This is a genomic window from Streptomyces sp. NPDC029159 (assembly GCF_055564055.1).
Genome location: NZ_JBVHWT010000009.1, coordinates 149,850 through 167,221, shown reverse-complemented (window position 1 = coordinate 167,221; position 17,372 = coordinate 149,850). Strand labels below are relative to the sequence as shown.

Genomic DNA, 17,372 nt, shown 5'->3' with positions numbered 1-17,372 from the left:
CATGCTGGCACGCCCCGCCGGGACGGGGAAGGGGGAGCCCGCCGGGCGCGCTCGCGGCGCGGCGGCCCGGTCGAACATCGATACGGAACGGACCCGTATCGAAAGGCGTACGCTGGCCGGTATGGCCAACTCCCCGAGTCGCTCCGGCGGCCCGCGCCCCGGCCGGGCCGGCGCGGCCGTGCACCGCCGCCGCTGGGTGATCCTCTCCGTGCTCATGCTCAGCCTGCTGATCGTGGTGCTCGACAACTCGATCCTCAACGTCGCGATGAAGACCATCGCCACCCCCGCGCCCGCCGGTCTGGGCGCCACCCAGAGCGAGCTGGAGTGGGCGATCAACGCCTACACCCTGGTCTTCGCCGGGCTGCTGTTCACCGCGGGGCTGCTCGGCGACCGCCTCGGCCGCAAGAAGGTCCTGCTGTTCGGGCTGGCGGTGTTCGGCGCCGGGTCCGTGCTCGCCGCGTTCGCCGCCTCGCCCGTCGAGCTGATCGTCTTCCGCGCCCTGATGGGCCTGGGCGGCGCCTTCGTGATGCCCGCGACCCTCGCCATCCTGATGAACGTCTTCGAGCGCGAGGAGCAGCCCAAGGCGATCGGCATCTGGGCGGGCGGGGTGGGTCTGGCCATCGCCATCGGCCCGATCGCCGGGGGACTGCTGCTCGACCACTTCTGGTGGGGCTCGGTCTTCCTGATCAACGTCCCGATCGTGCTGCTCGCCCTGGCCGCGATGGTCTTCCTGGTGCCCGACTCCCGCGACCCGGCGCCCGGCCGCCTCGACCCGGTCGGCGTCGCGCTCTCCGTCGTCGGCCTGGTCCTGCTGGTCTACGGCATCATCCAGGGCGGCCGGCTCGCCGACTTCACCGATCCCGAGGTCGTCTCCACCGTCCTCGGCGGCCTCGCCGTCCTTACGCTCTTCGTCCTCCAGCAGCGGCGCAGCGACCATCCGTCCATCGACATCGACTACTTCCGCAACCCGGCCTTCTCCGCCGCCGTCGCCGCCATGGCGCTGGTCTTCTTCGCGCTGATGGGCGTCACCTTCTTCATCGTCTTCTACGTGCAGAGCGTGCGCGGCCGTACCCCGCTGGAGTCGGGGATGCTGATCCTGCCGCTGGCCGCCGCCCAGATGATCTTCGCGCCGCGGGCCCGGCACGCCGTCGACCGGTTCGGCGCCCGCGCGGTGTGCACCGCCGGGATGTTCACCGTCGCCGTCACCATGGCCGGACTGCTGCTGCTCGACGCCACCACCCCGCTGTGGGTGATGGAGGTGCTGTTCTTCCTCCAGGGCACCGGCTCGGCGCACATCATGCCCCCGGTCACCGTCTCGATCATGCAGGCGCTGCCCCGTGAGAAGGCCGGGTCCGGCTCGGCGCTCAACAACACCTTCCGGCAGGTCGGCGGGACCCTCGGCGTCGCGGTCCTCGGCTCGGTGCTCTCCACGGCCTACCGCGACTCCATCAAGGGCACCCTCGACGCCGTCCCCGGGCTCCCCGGTCCGGTGCGGCACGCCGCCGGCGAGTCCATCGAGGCCACCCTCGGCGTCGCCGCCCGGCTGGGCCCCGCCGGCCGGCCCCTGGTGGCCGCCGCGCAGGACGCCTTCGTCCACGCCATGCACCTCACCGCGCTCGTCGCGTCCGGCACCGCGCTGATCGGCACCGTGGTGGTCGCGGTGTTCCTGCCCGGCCGCCCGGCGCCCGCCGTGTCCGTCGCCGCCCCGGACGGGGACGAGACCGAACGGGCCCCGCGGTGACCGGCCCGGAGGCGGCGGGGGACGGGCGCCGCGGCCGTCCCCGCTCCGCCGCGGCGGACACCGCCATCGTCGAGGCGGTGCTGCGCCTGATCGAGGAGGGCGCCTCCATCGGTGACCTGTCCATGGAGGGCATCGCCCGCGCCGCCGGCGTCGGCAAGGCCACCGTCTACCGCCGCTGGTCCGGCAAGGACGCCCTCCTCCTGGACGTCATCCGCTCCCTGGACGACGACCTCCCCCCGGCGCGCGGCGACTCGGTCCGCGACGACCTCGTCGCCCTGCTGGAGCATCTGCGCCGCCGTGGCCTGGTCAAACGCCACTCCGCTGTGCTGCGCACCGTCCTCACCCACGTCCAGGCGCAGCCCGCCGTCTGGCGCGAGTACCACGAGACGGTCATACGGGCCCGCCGCGAGGCGGTGCACGCCGTGCTGCGGCGGGGCATGGCGCGGGGCGAGATCCGCGCCGACCGCGAGGTCGATGTGCTCGCCGATCTCTTCGTCGGCCCGATGCTGGCGCGGGCCCTGATCGACGAGCGCACGGCGCTGCCCGAGGGGCTCGCCGAGCAGATCGTCGACACGGTGCTGGAGGGGGTGCGCCCACGCCCCTGACGCACGGCGCCCGAATGACGCGGGGGGCGCCCGGCGGGTGCCGCGCGCCGGGGTGGACGGAGGCATGTGCCCGTTCTGTCACAGCATGCGGTGCGGGAGGCGCGGCCGGAACTTTCCGCCGTGGGCGCCTCGTCACTAAGGGTGGAAAAGCACCGTCCCACGATCACCTAGGGTCGGTGGGCGGAGTCGAGGCCGCGGCGGAACAGAGCAGTGAGGGAAGCGGAATGACGCAGGCGTACATGACGGAGCCGGAGCAGGGACCCGGCCCTGAACGGACCGGTTCCCGGGCCGAGCGTCTGCGCAGGTGGTGGCGGCCGGAGCGGATGTGGCGGCGCGGCATCGTCCTCGCGGTGCTGGCCGTGGCGCTCGGTCTGCTGATGCTGCTGCACGCCAAGGTCCCCAACACCGTCGGCAACCTCGGCAGCCTGCTGGAGACGTTCCTGCCGTGGGTGGGCCTGGCCATCCCGCTGCTGCTCCTGCTGGCGGTGGTCCGCCGCTCGGCGACCGCGCTGGTCGCGCTGGTGCTGCCGGTCCTCGCCTGGGCCAACCTCTTCGGCGGCCAGCTCATCGGCAAGTCGGGCACCGGCGGCGACCTGACGTTCCTCACCCACAACGTCGACGCCGGCAACCCCGACCCCGCGGGCACCGCCCGCGACCTCGTCGCCGCCGACGCGGACGTCGTCGCCCTGGAGGAGGTCACCGCCCAGGCGCTGCCCGCCTACAAGAAGGGCCTCGCGGCGGCGTATCCGTACCACGCGGTCAAGGGCACCGTCGGGCTCTGGAGCAAGCGGCCGCTGTCCGACGCGGCGGCGGTGCCGATCAAGATGGGCTGGACGCGCGCGCTGCGCGCCACGCTGACCGCGCCGGACGGCGAGAAGATCGCGGTGTACGTCGCGCATCTGCCCTCGGTGCGGGTCAAGGTCAAGGCGGGCTTCACCGCCAGCCAGCGCGACGACAGCGCCGCCGCGCTCGGCAAGGCCGTCTCGCAGGAGCCGCTGCACCGGGTGGTCCTCCTCGGCGACCTCAACGGCACGATGAACGACCGCTCGCTGGCGCCGGTCACCTCCCAGATGCGCTCGGCGCAGGGCGCGGCGGGCGACGGTTTCGGCTTCACCTGGCCGCAGTCGTTCCCGATGGCCCGGATCGACCAGATCATGACCCGGGACCTGGAGCCGGTGTCCGCCTGGACGCTGCCCGCCACCGGCAGCGACCATCTGCCGATCGCCGCCTCGATCAACCTCACCGGCGGCTCCTGACCCCACCGGCACCGGGCGGGCGGAACGGCGACGTTCCGCCCGCTCCGGCATGTCCGGGGCCGTACGGAGCCGGGCCGGGCCCGTGAGGGACGCGCCCGCCGACCCGTAGGGGACGGCCCCGCGGCCCACCCCCACCGTGCGCAACGGCACACCCCGAGGTCACACCGCCGTCACCCGCCGGAATTCCGGACCTGCCAGACTTTGTTCCGTCCCCGAACTTACGTCGTCCTGGCCGAGGCGATCCGGCGGCGCGGCCCGTACGGACGCCCCGTGCCCGCCGCCCGCCCACCGCTCCGAAAGGTCTCCCATGCCCTTGGCTCTGCTCGCGCTCGCGATCTCGGCCTTCGGAATAGGCACCACCGAATTCGTGATGATGGGCCTGCTGCCCAACGTCGCGGACGATCTGGGCACCTCCGTCCCCACCGCCGGATACCTCGTCTCCGCCTACGCGCTCGGCGTCGTCATCGGCGCCCCGCTGCTGACCGCGCTCGGCTCCCGCGTCCCCCGCAAGCCGATGCTGGTGGCGCTGATGGCGCTCTTCACCGCCGGCAACCTCGCCTCCGCCCTCGCCACCGACTTCCCGCTGCTGGTCGCCGGGCGGCTCCTCGCGGGCCTGCCGCACGGTGCGTTCTTCGGCGTCGGCGCGGTGGTCGCCGCCCGGCTGGTGCGCGAGGGGCGGCAGGCACGCGCCGTCGCCACGATGTTCCTCGGCCTGACCGTCGCCAACATCGTCGGAGTGCCCGCCGCGACCCTCCTCGGCCAGCATCTGGGCTGGCGCGCCACCTTCCTCGTGGTCGCGGGCATCGGCCTCGTCGCGATGGCGGCGCTGGCCCGGCTGGTGCCGCCGCTGCCCGCCGGGGAGCGCACCGGACTCGGCCGGGAGGCGCGCGCCCTCGCCGGGCGGCAGGTGCTGCTCGGGCTGCTCACCACGGTCCTCGGCTTCGCCGGGGTCTTCGCCTTCTACAGCTATCTCGCCTCGGTGCTGACCGAGGTCACCGGCTTCTCCGAGACCTCCGTGACGGTCGTCCTCGCCCTCTTCGGCATCGGTATGACGCTCGGCGCCCTCGCCGCCGGACCGCTCACCGACCGGGCGCTGCGGCCCACCCTCTACGGTTCGCTGGCCGCCCTCGCCGCCGTCCTCGCGCTCTTCCCGCTGGCCGCGCCGCACAAGCCGCTCGTCCTGGCCGCCGTCGTCCTGATCGGCGCCGTCGGCTTCATGACGACCACCCCGCTGCAGATGCTGGTGATGGAGAAGGCGCAGGGCGCGCCGACGCTGGCCGCCGCCTCCAACCAGTCGGCGTTCAACCTCGCCAACGCGGGCGGCGCCTGGGCGGGCGGCCTCGCCCTGTCGGCGCACCGGGGCTGGACCTCGCCCGCCCTCGTCGGCGCGGTGCTGGCCGCCGCCGGGCTGGCCGTCGCCGTCACCGCCGGACTCCTGGACCGCAGGGACGGGGGCGACGCCTCCCGCGTCGTGGCCCGCGGCGGCGCCCCGGACGAAGCCGCGGCACCGGCCCCCGCCGGCCGGCGGGGCTGACGGGCGTCGGCGGTCAGCCGCCCTCCCGCCACAGGTTGGTGACCGGCAGCCGCCGGTCCTTGCCGAAGCCCTTCGCGGAGATCTTGGTGCCCGGCGGGTACTGCCGCCGCTTGTACTCCGCCGCGTCCACCATCCGCAGCACCCGCACCACCAGCTCGTCGTCGAACCCCTCGGCGACGATCTCGGCCCGCCCCCGGTCCCCGTCGACGTAGCGCGCGAGAATCCGGTCGAGGACGGCGTAGTCGGGGAGGGTGTCGGTGTCGAGCTGGCCGGGGCGGAGTTCGGCGCTGGGCGGTTTGGTGAGGATGTGCTCCGGGATCGGCGGGGTGGTGCCCCGCTCGGTGGCCGTGGCGTTCCGCCGGCGGGCCAGCGCGTAGACGTCGCTCTTGTAGACGTCCTTGATCGGCCCGAACGCGCCGACGGAATCGCCGTAGAGCGTGGAGTAACCGCAGGCCAGCTCGGATTTGTTGCCGGGCGCGAGGACGAGGTGGCCCTCCTGGTTGGAGAGCGCCATCAGCGTGGTGCCGCGCACCCGCGACTGGAGGTTCTCCTCCGCCGTCCCGCTCAGCCCCAGCGACGCCAGGTACACGTCGACCATCGGCCCGATCGGCACCGTACGGAACGCCAGCCCGGTGCGGCGGGCCAGTTCGGCGGCGTCGGTGAGCGAGTGCTCCGAGGAGTACGCGGACGGCATCGCGACGCCGTGGACGTTCCGGGCGCCCAGCGCATCGCAGGCGAGCGTGGCCACCAGCGCCGAGTCGATACCGCCGGACAGGCCCAGCACCACGCTGCGGAAGCCGTTCTTCGTGACGTACGCCCGCACGCCGCAGGCCAGCGCGGCGTAGATCTCGTCCAGGTCCGACAGCCGCTCCGCCGTGCCGCCCGGGTGCTGCGGCGGGTAGGCGGGCAGCGGGTCGGCGGAGAGGGTGACGTGGTCGATGCGCAGCCCGTCGTCGACCACTCCGGACGGGGGCTCGGCGGCGGCCGCGGGCAGCTCCAGATCGACCAGGAGGCACTCCTCGGCGAACTGCGCGGCCCGCGCCAGGACCTGGCCGTCGGGCGCGACGACCAGCGAGTCGCCGTCGAAGACCAGCTCGTCCTGGCCGCCGGTCATCGCCAGGTACGCGGTGGTGCACCCGGCCTCCCGGGCCCGGCGGCGCACCAGCTCCAGACGGGTGTCGTCCTTGTGCCGTTCGTAGGGGGAGGCGTTGAGGGAGAGCAGCAGCCCGGCCCCGGCGGTGCGGGCGGCGGGCACCCGGCCGCCGTCCTGCCAGAGGTCCTCGCAGATCGCCAGCGCCACATCGACGCCGTGCACCCGCACCACGGGCAGCGTGTCGCCGGGCACGAAGTACCGGAACTCGTCGAAGACGCCGTAGTTGGGCAGATGGTGCTTGGCGAAACGCAGCGCGACCCGGCCGCGGTGCAGCACCGCCGCCGCGTTCTGCGGCGCCCCGGCGGGCCGCCCGTAGCGCGCCGGCTCCGGTGCGCCGCGGTCGAGGTGGCCGACGACGACGGGGAGGTCGCCCAGCCCCTCGGCGGCCAGCCGCCCGGCCAGCTCGGCCAGCGCCGCCCGGCTCGCCTCGACGAACGACGGGCGCAGCGCGAGGTCCTCGACGGGGTAGCCGGTCAGCGCCATCTCCGGGAAGGCGACGAGGTGCGCGCCCTGCTCCGCGGCGGCCCGGGCCCGGCGGAGCAGCGTCCCGGTGTTGCGCGCGAGCGCGCCCACACAGGTGTCGATCTGGTTCAGGGCGAGCCGAAGCTGAGGCACCCCACCATTTTATTCGCCCACCCGGCGGGGGAGGGGTCGGGAAGGTTACGGGCCCGGCGCCCGCGTTACGGGCGGATGACGGGGCGCGGGCGCCCGGCCGGGCGGGGGCGGCGGCCCGTGAAGCCCGGGCCGCCGTCCTCAACTCCCGTACGTGCCGGGCTAGTCGCGGTACCCGAGCACCGTCATCATGCCGCTCTCCGAGTGGTACACGTTGTGGCAGTGGAGCATCCACAGGCCCGGGTTGTCGGCGTCCAGGTGGACCCGGATGGTGTGGCCCGGGCGCACGATGACGGTGTCCTTGCGCGCCCCGCCGTACGCCAGCTCGAAGGCGTGGCCGTGCAGATGCATCGGGTGCCACATCCCGGTGTGGTTGCGGAACACCAGCTCCACCCGCTCGCCCTCCCGGACGGCGTACCGCTGCGACGGCTTGAAGGGCGCGTGGTTGATCGCCCAGTCGTAGCGGCGCATCGAGCCGGTCAGCACCAGCTGGTGGCTGCGGTCGATCGCGCGGTCGGGCAGCCGAACCGATTCCGCACAGTCCAGATCGAACGCGGTGACCAGCTTCCCGTCCAGCTCCTTGGGGCGGGTGCCGGGGCCGGGCGCCGCGCCGCCGCCGGTCCGCAGCACCGCCTGGGCCAGGTGGTTCTTGCCCTCGGCGAGCGCGGTGAACGGGAAGACGCCGTCCTTGGCGGTGACCAGCACGTCGTAGCGCTCGCTCATACCGAGTAGCAGGGTGTCGGTGTCGGCGTGCTCGACGGGGTGGCCGTCGGTGTGGGTGACGGTCATGGTGTGCCCGCCGAGCGCCACCCGGTAGGCGGTGTCGCCGCCCGCGTTGATGATCCGGATCCGGATGCGGTCGCCGGGGGAGGCGGTGAAGGTCTGCGGGTCGTCCGCGGTCCGCCCGTTGATCAGGTGGAGCGGGTAGTCGACGTTGCCCGCCATACCGCCGAGCAGATCGCTGTGGGCGTGGTCCAGGATCCGCGACGGCCCCTCCTTCTTCTTCTCCTCCTTCGCGGCGGCCCGCATCTCGTGGCCGCTGTGGTGCTCCCCGTGGTTCAGCTCGTCGAGGATCGCGTCCGGGGTGGAGCCGTCGATCCCGTCGACCCAGTCGTCGAGGACGACCACCCACTCCTTGTCGTACGCGAGCGGCTCCCGGGGATCGTCGACGATCAGCGCCCCGTACAGGCCGCGGTCCTGCTGCACGCCGACGTGCGGGTGGTACCAGTACGTGCCCGGCCGCACCGTGGCGTAGCGGTACGTGAAGGTCTCCCCGGGCGCCACCGGGTCCTGGGTGATGCCGGGCGCCCCGTCCATGTCGTTGCGGAGCGCCATGCCGTGCCAGTGGACGGTGGTGGCCTGCGGCAGGTTGTTGGCGAAGTCGACCGCCAGGGTCTCGCCCGCCGTCACCCGCATCTCCGGGCCGGTCAGCGAACCGTCGTAGGCCCAGGTGTGGACGGTGCGGCCGCCGAGTTGGACGAGGGCGGGCGTGGCGAGCAGGGACAGCTGCCGCACCGGGCCGTTGCCGCGCCGCTTCTCGGCGTCGTGGACCCGGGGGCCGCCGGGCGTGACGTAGCCGGGCGGGACGTCGTCGGAGGCGGCCGCCGCGCCCCTGCCGGCGGCCGGGCGGGCGACGGCGGTGCCGCCCGTGCCGAGCAGCCCGGCGGCGACGGCGGCGGCTCCCGCGCCGAGCAGTGCCCGCCGCCCGGGTTCGGCGGGGCGGGCGGACGGTTCGGACTGGGGACGGGAGGGGCGCTCAGGTCGCATGGAGTACCTCGGGGTGTCGGTGGGTGCACGGCCGGCTGGGCGGACGAGACGGGGACAAGCGTGGAGCAAAAGCGGATGAATGCGGACAAATCGCCGATGGGGGAGTGGGTGGAGGGAGGGTGGCTGGGGGTGGCGGACGGATGCCGGTGACGGCGTGCGGCGGACCCGGCGGTCGGGTGGTGCCTCGCGGGGCACCTTACGACCTGGGACCCGGGAATCCGCGGCGTCACGGCGCCCACCCGGACGCCGCTCCTCCCTCCGGGGTCATCCGCCACTCCGGGTCGTTACCCCCACGGGGTATCCACCGGGCGGCGGGGCGCCCTCCGCCGACGCCGCCCGGAGCGTCCGGCGCACACCTGCGGCGCACGGCCCCGCGCGCCGCCCCGTGCACCCGCTCCCACCGGCCCCGCCTCGGCCCACGGGAGAATCACCGCGTGGGGCGGGAAAATCTCAGGGCCGGGCGGGCGGGAAAATGGGGTGCCGGGCGGGAAGGAATCGAGCAGGGCGCGGCCGGGGGCGGTGCGAGACGGATGAGCGGGAGGCCGCGGATGAACCGCAGCAGGGGCAGCAGTCACGACAGCGGCAGCCGCGGGAGCGGCCGCCACGAGGACACGTTCCCCGGCGGCCCGGACCGCGCGCCGGACCGGCCCCGCGGTGCGGACACCACGGACGGCCCGGGCCCCGGCGCGCCGCCCGGCCGGATGCTGCGCGTCGACGGCGTGCCGCTGCACGTCCTCCGGGAGGGCACCGGCCCCGCCGTGGTGCTCTGCGGCGGCCTCGGCATGGCCTGGTTCGACTGGGAGGCGGTGGCCGCCCTGCTCGCCCCCGACCGCACCGTCATCCGCTTCGACCGCCCGGGCCTCGGCCTGAGCGCCCCCGCGCCCGGCCCGCCGACCGCCGCCGCCGAGGCCGACCGGATCGCCCACGTCCTCGACGCGCTCGGCCACCCCGGCCCGGCCACCGTCGTCGGCCACTCCATGGCCGCCTTCCACGCCGAGGCGTTCGCCCGGCTCCATCCGCACCGCTGCGCGGGCCTCGTCCTCGCCGACGGCTCCCTCGCCGACCCGGCCCGCCCGGTGCTGCCGCGGGCCGTCCGGCACGCCTGGGCGGGCGGCGTGGCGGACGCCGCCTCCGCCGCCGGACTGCCCCGCGTCCTCGGCCCGGCCGGCCGCCGGCTGATCTCCCGCGCCGGGGCGCTCGGCCCGCACCCCGCACACCCCTGGGAGCGCACCACGTACCGCACCAGCCGGGTCGTCCGCGCCTGCGCGCTGGAGAACGCCGCCCACCCCTACCAGGCGGCGGAGGTGGCGGCGCTCCGTCCGGCGCGTGCGCTGCCACCCGTACCGGTGACGGTCCTCGCGGCGTACGGCGGCGGGGAGACCCCCCGTGAGCTGCGATGGCTGGAGCGGCAGCGGGAACTCGCCGCGGAGCTGGGTGGCCGGTTCGTGGTGGCCGCGCCCGCCGGACACCTGCTGATGGCCGACGCGCCGGACGCCGTCGCCCGCGCCGTGCGCGAGCTGTGACCGGGGCCGCACCCCGGCACGCCATGGGCGGGTCAACGGCGCCTTTGCGGGAGGTCAGGAGTGCGCCAAGCCGCCGGTTTGCCCTGCCGCGGGCCGTGACAGACGGCGCCCGCTCGCCCCACGCTGACCATGGCGGGCTCACCGGGCGCGCCCCGGACACGACGGGTGAGGGCCCGAGGACACGGCCGGGCGGTTCTGAATCAGGCCAAGGGTGCGTAATGTGACGGTAACCCCCGCGCGTGATACTGGTGTGCCACACGATGTGATCCCACACGTGGGACGGGCTGATTGACCTGCAAGGATTGGTGAACCATGGACAAGCAGCAGGAGTTTGTGCTCCGCACGCTGGAGGAGCGTGACATCCGTTTCGTACGGCTGTGGTTCACCGATGTGCTCGGGTTCCTGAAGTCCGTGGCGGTCGCACCCGCCGAGCTTGAGCAGGCGTTCGACGAGGGCATCGGCTTCGACGGCTCCGCCATCGAGGGCTTCGCCCGGGTCTACGAGTCCGACATGATCGCCAAGCCGGATCCGGGCACCTTCCAGATCCTGCCCTGGCGCGCCGAAGGCCCCGGCACCGCCCGGATGTTCTGCGACATCCTGATGCCCGACGGCTCCCCCTCGTACGCCGATCCGCGCTACGTCCTCAAGCGCATCCTGGCGAAGACCTCCGACCTCGGCTTCACCTTCTACACCCACCCCGAGATCGAGTTCTTCCTGCTCAAGGACAAGCCGGTGGACGGCCGGCGGCCCACCCCCGGCGACTCCTCCGGCTACTTCGACCACACCCCGCAGAACGTCGGCATGGACTTCCGCCGCCAGGCGATCACGATGCTCGAATCGATGGGCATCTCCGTGGAGTTCAGCCACCACGAGGGCGCCCCCGGCCAGCAGGAGATCGACCTGCGGTACGCCGACGCGCTGGCGACCGCCGACAACATCATGACGTTCCGGCTGGTCATGAAGCAGGTGGCGCTGGAGCTGGGCGTGCAGGCGACGTTCATGCCCAAGCCGTTCTCCGAGTACCCCGGCTCCGGCATGCACACCCACCTCTCCCTCTTCGAGGGCGACCGCAACGCCTTCCACGAGTCCGGCGCCGAGTACCAACTCTCCAAGGTCGGCCGGTCGTTCATCGCCGGACTGCTCCGCCACGCCGGGGAGATCTCCGCCGTCACCAACCAGTGGGTCAACTCCTACAAGCGCATCTGGGGCGGCACCAACCGCACCGCGGGCGCCGGCGGCGAGGCCCCCTCGTACATCTGCTGGGGCCACAACAACCGCTCCGCGCTGATCCGGGTGCCGATGTACAAGCCCGGCAAGATGGGCTCCACCCGCGTCGAGGTCCGCTCCATCGACTCCGGCGCCAACCCGTACCTGACCTACGCGGTCCTCCTCGCCGCCGGACTCAAGGGCATCGAGGAGGGCTACGAACTGCCGCCCGGCGCCGACGACGACGTCTGGGCGCTGACCGACGCCGAGCGCCGCGCGATGGGCATCGAGCCGCTGCCGCAGAACCTCGGCGAGGCCATCGACCTGATGGAGCGCAGCGAACTGGTCGCCGAAACCCTCGGCGAGCACGTCTTCGACTTCTTCCTGCGCAACAAGAAGCAGGAGTGGGAGGAGTACCGCTCCGAGGTCACCGCCTTCGAGCTGCGCAAGATGCTGCCGGTCCTGTAACCCGAACCCCGCCGTCGCCCGGCCCGGCGGCCGGGCGGACCCGAGAGGCGCCCGCCATGGCACAACCCGCTTCGCAGGGCCGGCGGAGCAGCACCTTCACCCGGCTGCTGCGCCACGGCTTCACCGACCCGTCGGCCGCCACCCGGCTGCTGCAGACACCCGAACTCGCCCCCGTGCACGAGGACCCGGTGCTGCTGGAGGCGTTCGCCGGTGTCGCCGACCCGGACCAGGCGCTGCTCGGGCTGGTCCGGCTGGTCGAGGCGCAGGACGAGGCGGAGCGGCAGCGGCTGCTGGCCACGCTGGTCACCGCGAAGCCGCTGCGGGACCGGCTGCTGGGCGTCATGGGCGCCTCCGAGGCGCTCGCCGACCACCTCGCCCGCCACCCGCGCGACTGGCAGTCGCTCGTCACGTACGAGGCGGCCGATCTCCACCCGGCCACCCCGGAGTTCGAGGAGGCGCTCGCCGAGGGCGTCTGGGGCGAGGAGGGCTCCGTGCTGCCGCGGGCGGACGCGCTGCGGATCGCCTACCGCCGCGCCCTGCTGGGCATCGCCGCCCGCGACGTGTGCGGCACCACCGACGTCAGCGAGGCCGCCGCCGAGCTGGCCGACCTGGCGACGGCCACCCTCCGCGCCGCCCTGCAGATCGCCTCCGAGGAGGCGCCGGGCGACGCCGCCGTCTGCCGCCTCGCCGTCATCGCGATGGGCAAGTGCGGCGGCCGGGAGCTGAACTACGTCTCCGACGTCGACGTCGTCTTCGTCGGCGAGGCCAAGGAGGGCACCGAGGAGGCGGCCGCGCTCCAGGCCGCGAACCGGCTGGCCGCGCGGCTGATGCGGGTCTGCTCGGACGTCACCCCCGAGGGCACCATCTGGCCCGTCGACGCCAACCTCCGGCCCGAGGGGCGCAACGGCCCGCTGGTCCGCACCCTCAGCAGCCACCTCGCCTACTACCAGCGCTGGGCCAAGACCTGGGAGTTCCAGGCGCTGCTGAAGGCCCGGCCGACGGCGGGCGACCCCGAGCTGGGACGGGCGTACGTCGACGCCCTCGCCCCGCTGGTGTGGCAGGCCGCCGAGCGGGAGAACTTCGTCACCGACGTCCGGCAGATGCGGGGCCGGGTGATCGCGGGCATCCCCGTCGCGGAGGTCGACCGGGAGCTGAAGCTCGGGCCCGGCGGGCTGCGGGACGTCGAGTTCGCCGTCCAGCTCCTCCAGCTGGTGCACGGCCGCAGCGACGCCACGCTGCGCAGCCCCACCACCCTCGACGCCCTCGCCGCGCTCGCCGCCGGCGGCTACGTCGGCCGCCAGGACGCCGCCGCCCTCGACGCCGCCTACCGCTTCCTGCGCACCCTGGAGCACCGCATCCAGCTCCAGCGGATGCGCCGTACCCATCTGATGCCCGAGGGCGAGGCCGATCTGCGGCGTCTGGCCCGCTCGCTGGGGCTGCGCACCGAACCGGTCGACGCGCTGCGCGCCCAGTGGAAATGGCACGCCCGCGAGGTGCGGCGGCTGCACGAGAAACTGTTCTACCGCCCGCTGCTGGACGCCGTCGCCCATCTGGAGCCCGGCGAGACCCGGCTGTCGGCGAAGGCCGCGGGCCAGCGCCTCGAAGCGCTCGGCTACGCGGACCCGGTCGGGGCGCTGCGCCACATGGAGGCGCTGGCGTCCGGGGTGACCCGCAAGGCGGCGATCCAGCGGACGCTGCTGCCGGTGCTGCTCGGCTGGTTCGCCGACTCCGCCGACCCGGACGCCGGACTGCTCAACTTCCGCAAGGTCTCCGACGCGCTCGGCAAGACCCCCTGGTACCTGCGGCTGCTGCGCGACGAGGGCGCCGCCGCGGAGAACCTCGCCCGGGTGCTGTCCGGCGGCCGCCTCGCCCCCGACCTGCTGCTGCGCGCGCCGGAGGCGGTGGCGCTGCTCGGCGCCGCCGACGGGCTGCGCCCGCGCGGCCGCCTCGCCCTGGAGCAGGAGGTGCTGGCGGCGGTCGGCCGCGCGGACGGCGCCGAGGCGGCGGTGGCCGCGGCCCGCGGGGTGCGCCGCCGCGAACTGTTCCGCACCGCCGCCGCCGACCTGATCGGCGCGTACGGCACGGAGGACCACCCCGCCGAGGAGGACCGCGGGCGGCTGCTGGACACGGTCGGCTCCGCCGTCTCCGATCTGAACGCCGCGACGCTCGCCGGCGCGCTGCGCGCCGCCGTCCGCGAGAGCTGGGGCGACACCCTGCCGACCCGCTTCGCGGTGATCGGCATGGGCCGCTTCGGCGGCCACGAGCTGAGCTACGGCTCGGACGCCGATGTGCTCTTCGTCCACGAACCGCGCGAGGGCGCCGACGAACAGGAGGCCGCCAAGGCCGCCCAGGCCGTCGCCAACGAGATGCGCCGCCTGCTCCAACTCCCCTCCGCCGACCCGCCGCTGCCGATCGACGCGGACCTGCGCCCGGAGGGCCGCTCCGGCCCGCTGGTGCGCACCCTCGCCTCGTACGCGGCGTACTACCGGCGCTGGTCGCTGACGTGGGAGGCGCAGGCGCTGCTGCGCGCCGAACCGGTCGCGGGCGACGCCGAGTTGGGCCGCCGCTTCATCGACCTGATCGATCCGCTGCGCTACCCCGTCGAGGGCCTGGGTGAGGACGCGGTCCGCGAGATCCGGCGGCTCAAGGCCCGGATGGAGTCCGAGCGGCTGCCCCGCGGCGCCGATCCGACCACCCACGCCAAGCTGGGCCGCGGCGGCCTGAGCGACGTCGAGTGGACCGTCCAGCTCTTCCAGATGCGGCACGGCTGGGAACTGCCCGGCCTGCGCACCACCCGCACCCGCGAGGCCCTGGCCGCCGCCCACCAGGCCGGGCTGATCGGCACCGAGGAGGCCCAGATCCTCGACGAGGCATGGGTGCTCGCCGCCCGCGTCCGCAACGGCGTGATGCTGGTCCGCGGCCGCCCCGGCGACACCTTCCCCGCCGACGCCCGCGAACTGGCCGCCGTCGGCCGCTACCTCGGCTACGAGGAGGGCCACGTCGGCGACATGCTCGACGACTACCGCCGCATCACCCGCCGCGCCCGCGCGGTGGTGGAGGAGGTGTTCTACGGGGGGTGAGCCTTCCGCGGGGCCGCGGCGGGGGCGGGAGGCTTCCGTGAACTGCCTTGGGGGCCGGGCCCGTTGACGTAATCCCCCCGCCCTACCGCCCCTCCCGCATCCCCCGTACCCGCTCCAGCACCCCCGTCAGGGAGAGTTCGAAGGCGGTGTCGGCGCGGTGCGGGCCCGCTTGGGCGGTGGCGGCGGCGAGGCGGGGGGTGTCGGCGGGGTCGGCGACCTCCCACATCGTTTCGGGGGCGGCGAGGTCGAGGGCGGAGCCGAGGACGACGTTCTCCACGGCGACGATCACCGGGATCACCTCCGGCGCGGCGAACCCGGCGTCCAGCAGCACCCCGCAGGCCCGCTCGTAGAGGGCGAGTACGCGCGGGGCGCGGACGGGGGAGACGGTCAGCAGCGGGATGGTGCGGGGGTGTGCGGCGAAGGCGGCGCGGTAGCTGCGGGCCCAGGCTTCCAGGGCCGCGTCCCACGGGGTGATCTCCAGCGTGGTGGCGTCGATGGCGGCGCCGACGTGCTCGCGCAGCAGCTCGATGACGCCGGCCCGGCCGTCGACGTGGTGGTAGACGGAGGCCGTGCGCACGCCCAGTTCCCGGGCGATCTGCGGCACGCTGAAATCGCCCTGTTCGTCCACGAGCCGCAGCGCCGTCGCGCCGATCCGTGCCCGGTCCAGCAGCGGTGTCCGCGGCCTCGCCATGTCGTCTTCTCCCGCCCGTGAGGTCTTCCCGAATCGTACGGGCGGGGGTTACGGTGCAAAAACCGAAAGGCTTTAGGTTAAATTCCTTGCGGTCCCGTTGCCGTGCCCACCCCTCCCGCGCACCGGGCCGCCCTCCTCCTCCGCCGCAGAAGGGCACCCGCACGCCATGGCCGCACCCGCCACCACCTCCCAAGGGGCCCCGCCCCGCCCCGCGCCACCCGGCACCTCGCAGCCGACGCTGCGCCGCGGCAGCCTCTCCGCCGCCGACATCGCCTTCTTCGTCATCTCCGCCGCCGCCCCGCTCACCGTCATGGCCGGGACCTCACCCGTCGCCATCGGCGCCGGCGGCCTCGGCGCCCCCGTCGGCTACCTCCTGGCCGGCGCCACCCTCGCCCTCTTCGCCGTCGGCTTCACCACCATGGCCCGCCACGTCCGCCACGGCGGCGGCTTCTACGCCTTCATCACCCGCGGACTGGGCCGCCCCGCCGGATTCGGCGCCGCCACCCTCGCCCTCCTCGCGTACAACGGCATGCAGATCGGCGTCCACGGGCTCTTCGCCACCGCCACCCAGGACGCCCTCGAAGCCTTCTGGGGCGTGCACCTCCCCTGGCCGCCGCTGGCCTTCGCCGGGATCGCCCTCGTCTGGTACCTCGGCCACCGCAGCATCGACTTCGGCGCCAAGGTCCTCGGCGTGCTGCTGGTCGCCGAGACCGGCATCCTCGTCCTGCTGGCCGGCGGCGTCCTGCTGCACGGCGGCGCGCACGGCCTCGGCGCCGACTCCTTCACCCCGGCGCACGTCCTGGTGCCCGGCACCGGCGCCGTCCTCGCCTTCGCGTTCGCCGCCTTCACCGGCTTCGAGTCGACCGCCATCTACCGCCGCGAGGCCCGCGACCCGGGCCGCACCATCCCCCGCGCCACCTACGTCGCCGTCGCCTTCCTCGGCCTCTTCTACGCCTTCATCATCTGGATCATCGTCCAGGCGTACGGCCCCGACCGCATCGTCGCCGCCGCCCTGCACGACCCGGCCGGACTCTTCTTCTCCGCCACCACCCGCTACGTCGGCGCCTGGGCCACCGACCTGATGCACATCTTCATCGTCACCAGCATCGTCGCCTCCCAACTCGCCTTCCACAACGCCATCAACCGCTACGCCCTCTCCCTCGCCCAGGAAGGCGTGCTGCCCGCCGCCCTCGGCCGCGTCCACCCCCGCAACCGCTCCCCGTACGTCGCCGGAGCGGTGCAGAGCGCCCTCGCCGTCCTCGTCGTCGCCGGGTTCGCGGTGGCCGGCGCCGACCCGTACCGGCAGTTGCTGCTGTGGATGAACACCCCCGGCATGCTGGGGCTCCTCGCGCTCCAGGCGCTCACCGCCGCCGCCGTCCCGCTCTTCTTCCGCCGCCTCACCCACGGCGAGGGCGTCTGGCGCACCCGGATCGCCCCGCTCGCCGCCGCCGTGCTGATGACCGGCGCCCTCGGCCTCGTCATCTCCAAGATCGACCTGATGACGGCCGCCCCGCTCACCACCAACACCGTCCTGGTCCTCCTCGTCCCCGCCGCCTTCCTCCTCGGCCTGGCCTTCGCCCGGCGCATCCGGCGCAGCCGCCCCGCCGTGTACGAGGGGTTCGCCGCCGATCCGGCGGAAGCCGACGACGATGACGGCGCGACGGGCGGGGCGGGCGACCCCGCGCCGGTCCCCGGAACCACCCGCCCCACCGACCACCCCTGACACCGCCCCACCA

At 74.3% G+C, this 17,372-nt stretch carries 11 protein-coding genes; 8 read left to right on the top strand and 3 right to left on the bottom strand.

Annotation, left to right across the window (positions count from 1 at the left end; translation table 11 throughout):
* Positions 1 to 121 precede the first annotated feature (121 nt).
* From ACZ4U4_RS19350 to ACZ4U4_RS19335, 4 genes are all read left to right on the top strand, one after another.
* Positions 122 to 1,741 (top strand): MFS transporter, encoded by a 1,620-nt coding sequence (locus tag ACZ4U4_RS19350; protein ID WP_467875585.1) that lies wholly within the window; start codon positions 122 to 124, stop codon positions 1,739 to 1,741.
* The gene (locus tag ACZ4U4_RS19345; RefSeq protein WP_467875582.1) at positions 1,738 to 2,346 is read left to right on the top strand and encodes a TetR/AcrR family transcriptional regulator; all 609 of its coding nucleotides are present in this window, start codon (positions 1,738 to 1,740) and stop codon (positions 2,344 to 2,346) included. The genes ACZ4U4_RS19350 and ACZ4U4_RS19345 overlap by 4 nt, the downstream gene beginning before the upstream one ends.
* A gap of 239 nt (positions 2,347 to 2,585) precedes the next feature.
* A complete protein-coding gene (locus ACZ4U4_RS19340; protein WP_467875882.1) occupies positions 2,586 to 3,602 on the top strand; it encodes an endonuclease/exonuclease/phosphatase family protein in 1,017 nt (338 codons plus the stop codon).
* A gap of 307 nt (positions 3,603 to 3,909) precedes the next feature.
* Entirely contained in the window at positions 3,910 to 5,136 is a 1,227-nt protein-coding gene (locus ACZ4U4_RS19335) for an MFS transporter (protein ID WP_467875580.1), read from the top strand.
* 13 nt (positions 5,137 to 5,149) lie between these two features.
* On the opposite strand, the gene ACZ4U4_RS19330 is transcribed toward ACZ4U4_RS19335, so the two are convergent.
* A complete protein-coding gene (locus ACZ4U4_RS19330) occupies positions 5,150 to 6,904 on the bottom strand; it encodes an NAD+ synthase (protein WP_467875577.1) in 1,755 nt (584 codons plus the stop codon).
* A 159-nt stretch (positions 6,905 to 7,063) separates the two neighbouring features.
* The gene (locus tag ACZ4U4_RS19325) at positions 7,064 to 8,668 is read right to left on the bottom strand and encodes a multicopper oxidase family protein (RefSeq protein ID WP_467875574.1); all 1,605 of its coding nucleotides are present in this window, start codon (positions 8,666 to 8,668) and stop codon (positions 7,064 to 7,066) included.
* Positions 8,669 to 9,369: 701 nt separating this feature from the next.
* On the opposite strand from ACZ4U4_RS19325, the gene ACZ4U4_RS19320 reads away from it, so the two are divergent.
* From ACZ4U4_RS19320 to ACZ4U4_RS19310, 3 genes are all read left to right on the top strand, one after another.
* Positions 9,370 to 10,191, top strand: a complete 822-nt coding sequence (locus ACZ4U4_RS19320) for an alpha/beta fold hydrolase (RefSeq protein WP_467875880.1) — start codon at positions 9,370 to 9,372, stop codon at positions 10,189 to 10,191.
* Between the two features lie 312 nt (positions 10,192 to 10,503).
* On the top strand, positions 10,504 to 11,865 hold the full coding sequence (gene glnA / locus ACZ4U4_RS19315) for a type I glutamate--ammonia ligase (protein WP_467875571.1): 1,362 nt from the start codon (positions 10,504 to 10,506) through the stop codon (positions 11,863 to 11,865).
* Positions 11,866 to 11,921: 56 nt separating this feature from the next.
* Complete coding sequence (locus ACZ4U4_RS19310) at positions 11,922 to 14,945, top strand: bifunctional [glutamine synthetase] adenylyltransferase/[glutamine synthetase]-adenylyl-L-tyrosine phosphorylase (RefSeq protein ID WP_467875569.1); 3,024 nt, start codon at positions 11,922 to 11,924, stop codon at positions 14,943 to 14,945.
* A gap of 82 nt (positions 14,946 to 15,027) precedes the next feature.
* Here the strand turns inward: ACZ4U4_RS19310 and ACZ4U4_RS19305 are convergent, their stop codons facing one another.
* A complete protein-coding gene (locus ACZ4U4_RS19305) occupies positions 15,028 to 15,636 on the bottom strand; it encodes a TetR/AcrR family transcriptional regulator C-terminal domain-containing protein (protein WP_467875566.1) in 609 nt (202 codons plus the stop codon).
* Between the two features lie 166 nt (positions 15,637 to 15,802).
* On the opposite strand from ACZ4U4_RS19305, the gene ACZ4U4_RS19300 reads away from it, so the two are divergent.
* Complete coding sequence (locus tag ACZ4U4_RS19300; protein WP_467875563.1) at positions 15,803 to 17,359, top strand: APC family permease; 1,557 nt, start codon at positions 15,803 to 15,805, stop codon at positions 17,357 to 17,359.
* Positions 17,360 to 17,372: the final 13 nt, after the last annotated feature.

What these genes read in the sequence shown, in the direction of transcription:
- ACZ4U4_RS19350 (WP_467875585.1), top strand. Translation starts at nt 122, where the DNA reads ATGGCCAACTCCCCGAGTCGCTCCGGCGGCCCGCGCCCCGGCCGGGCC.
- ACZ4U4_RS19340 (WP_467875882.1), top strand. Translation starts at nt 2,586, where the DNA reads ATGACGGAGCCGGAGCAGGGACCCGGCCCTGAACGGACCGGTTCCCGG.
- ACZ4U4_RS19335 (WP_467875580.1), top strand. Translation starts at nt 3,910, where the DNA reads ATGCCCTTGGCTCTGCTCGCGCTCGCGATCTCGGCCTTCGGAATAGGC.
- ACZ4U4_RS19325 (WP_467875574.1), bottom strand. Translation starts at nt 8,668, where the DNA reads ATGCGACCTGAGCGCCCCTCCCGTCCCCAGTCCGAACCGTCCGCCCGC.
- ACZ4U4_RS19320 (WP_467875880.1), top strand. Translation starts at nt 9,370, where the DNA reads ATGCTGCGCGTCGACGGCGTGCCGCTGCACGTCCTCCGGGAGGGCACC.
- glnA (WP_467875571.1), top strand. Translation starts at nt 10,504, where the DNA reads ATGGACAAGCAGCAGGAGTTTGTGCTCCGCACGCTGGAGGAGCGTGAC.
- ACZ4U4_RS19310 (WP_467875569.1), top strand. Translation starts at nt 11,922, where the DNA reads ATGGCACAACCCGCTTCGCAGGGCCGGCGGAGCAGCACCTTCACCCGG.
- ACZ4U4_RS19305 (WP_467875566.1), bottom strand. Translation starts at nt 15,636, where the DNA reads ATGGCGAGGCCGCGGACACCGCTGCTGGACCGGGCACGGATCGGCGCG.
- ACZ4U4_RS19300 (WP_467875563.1), top strand. Translation starts at nt 15,803, where the DNA reads ATGGCCGCACCCGCCACCACCTCCCAAGGGGCCCCGCCCCGCCCCGCG.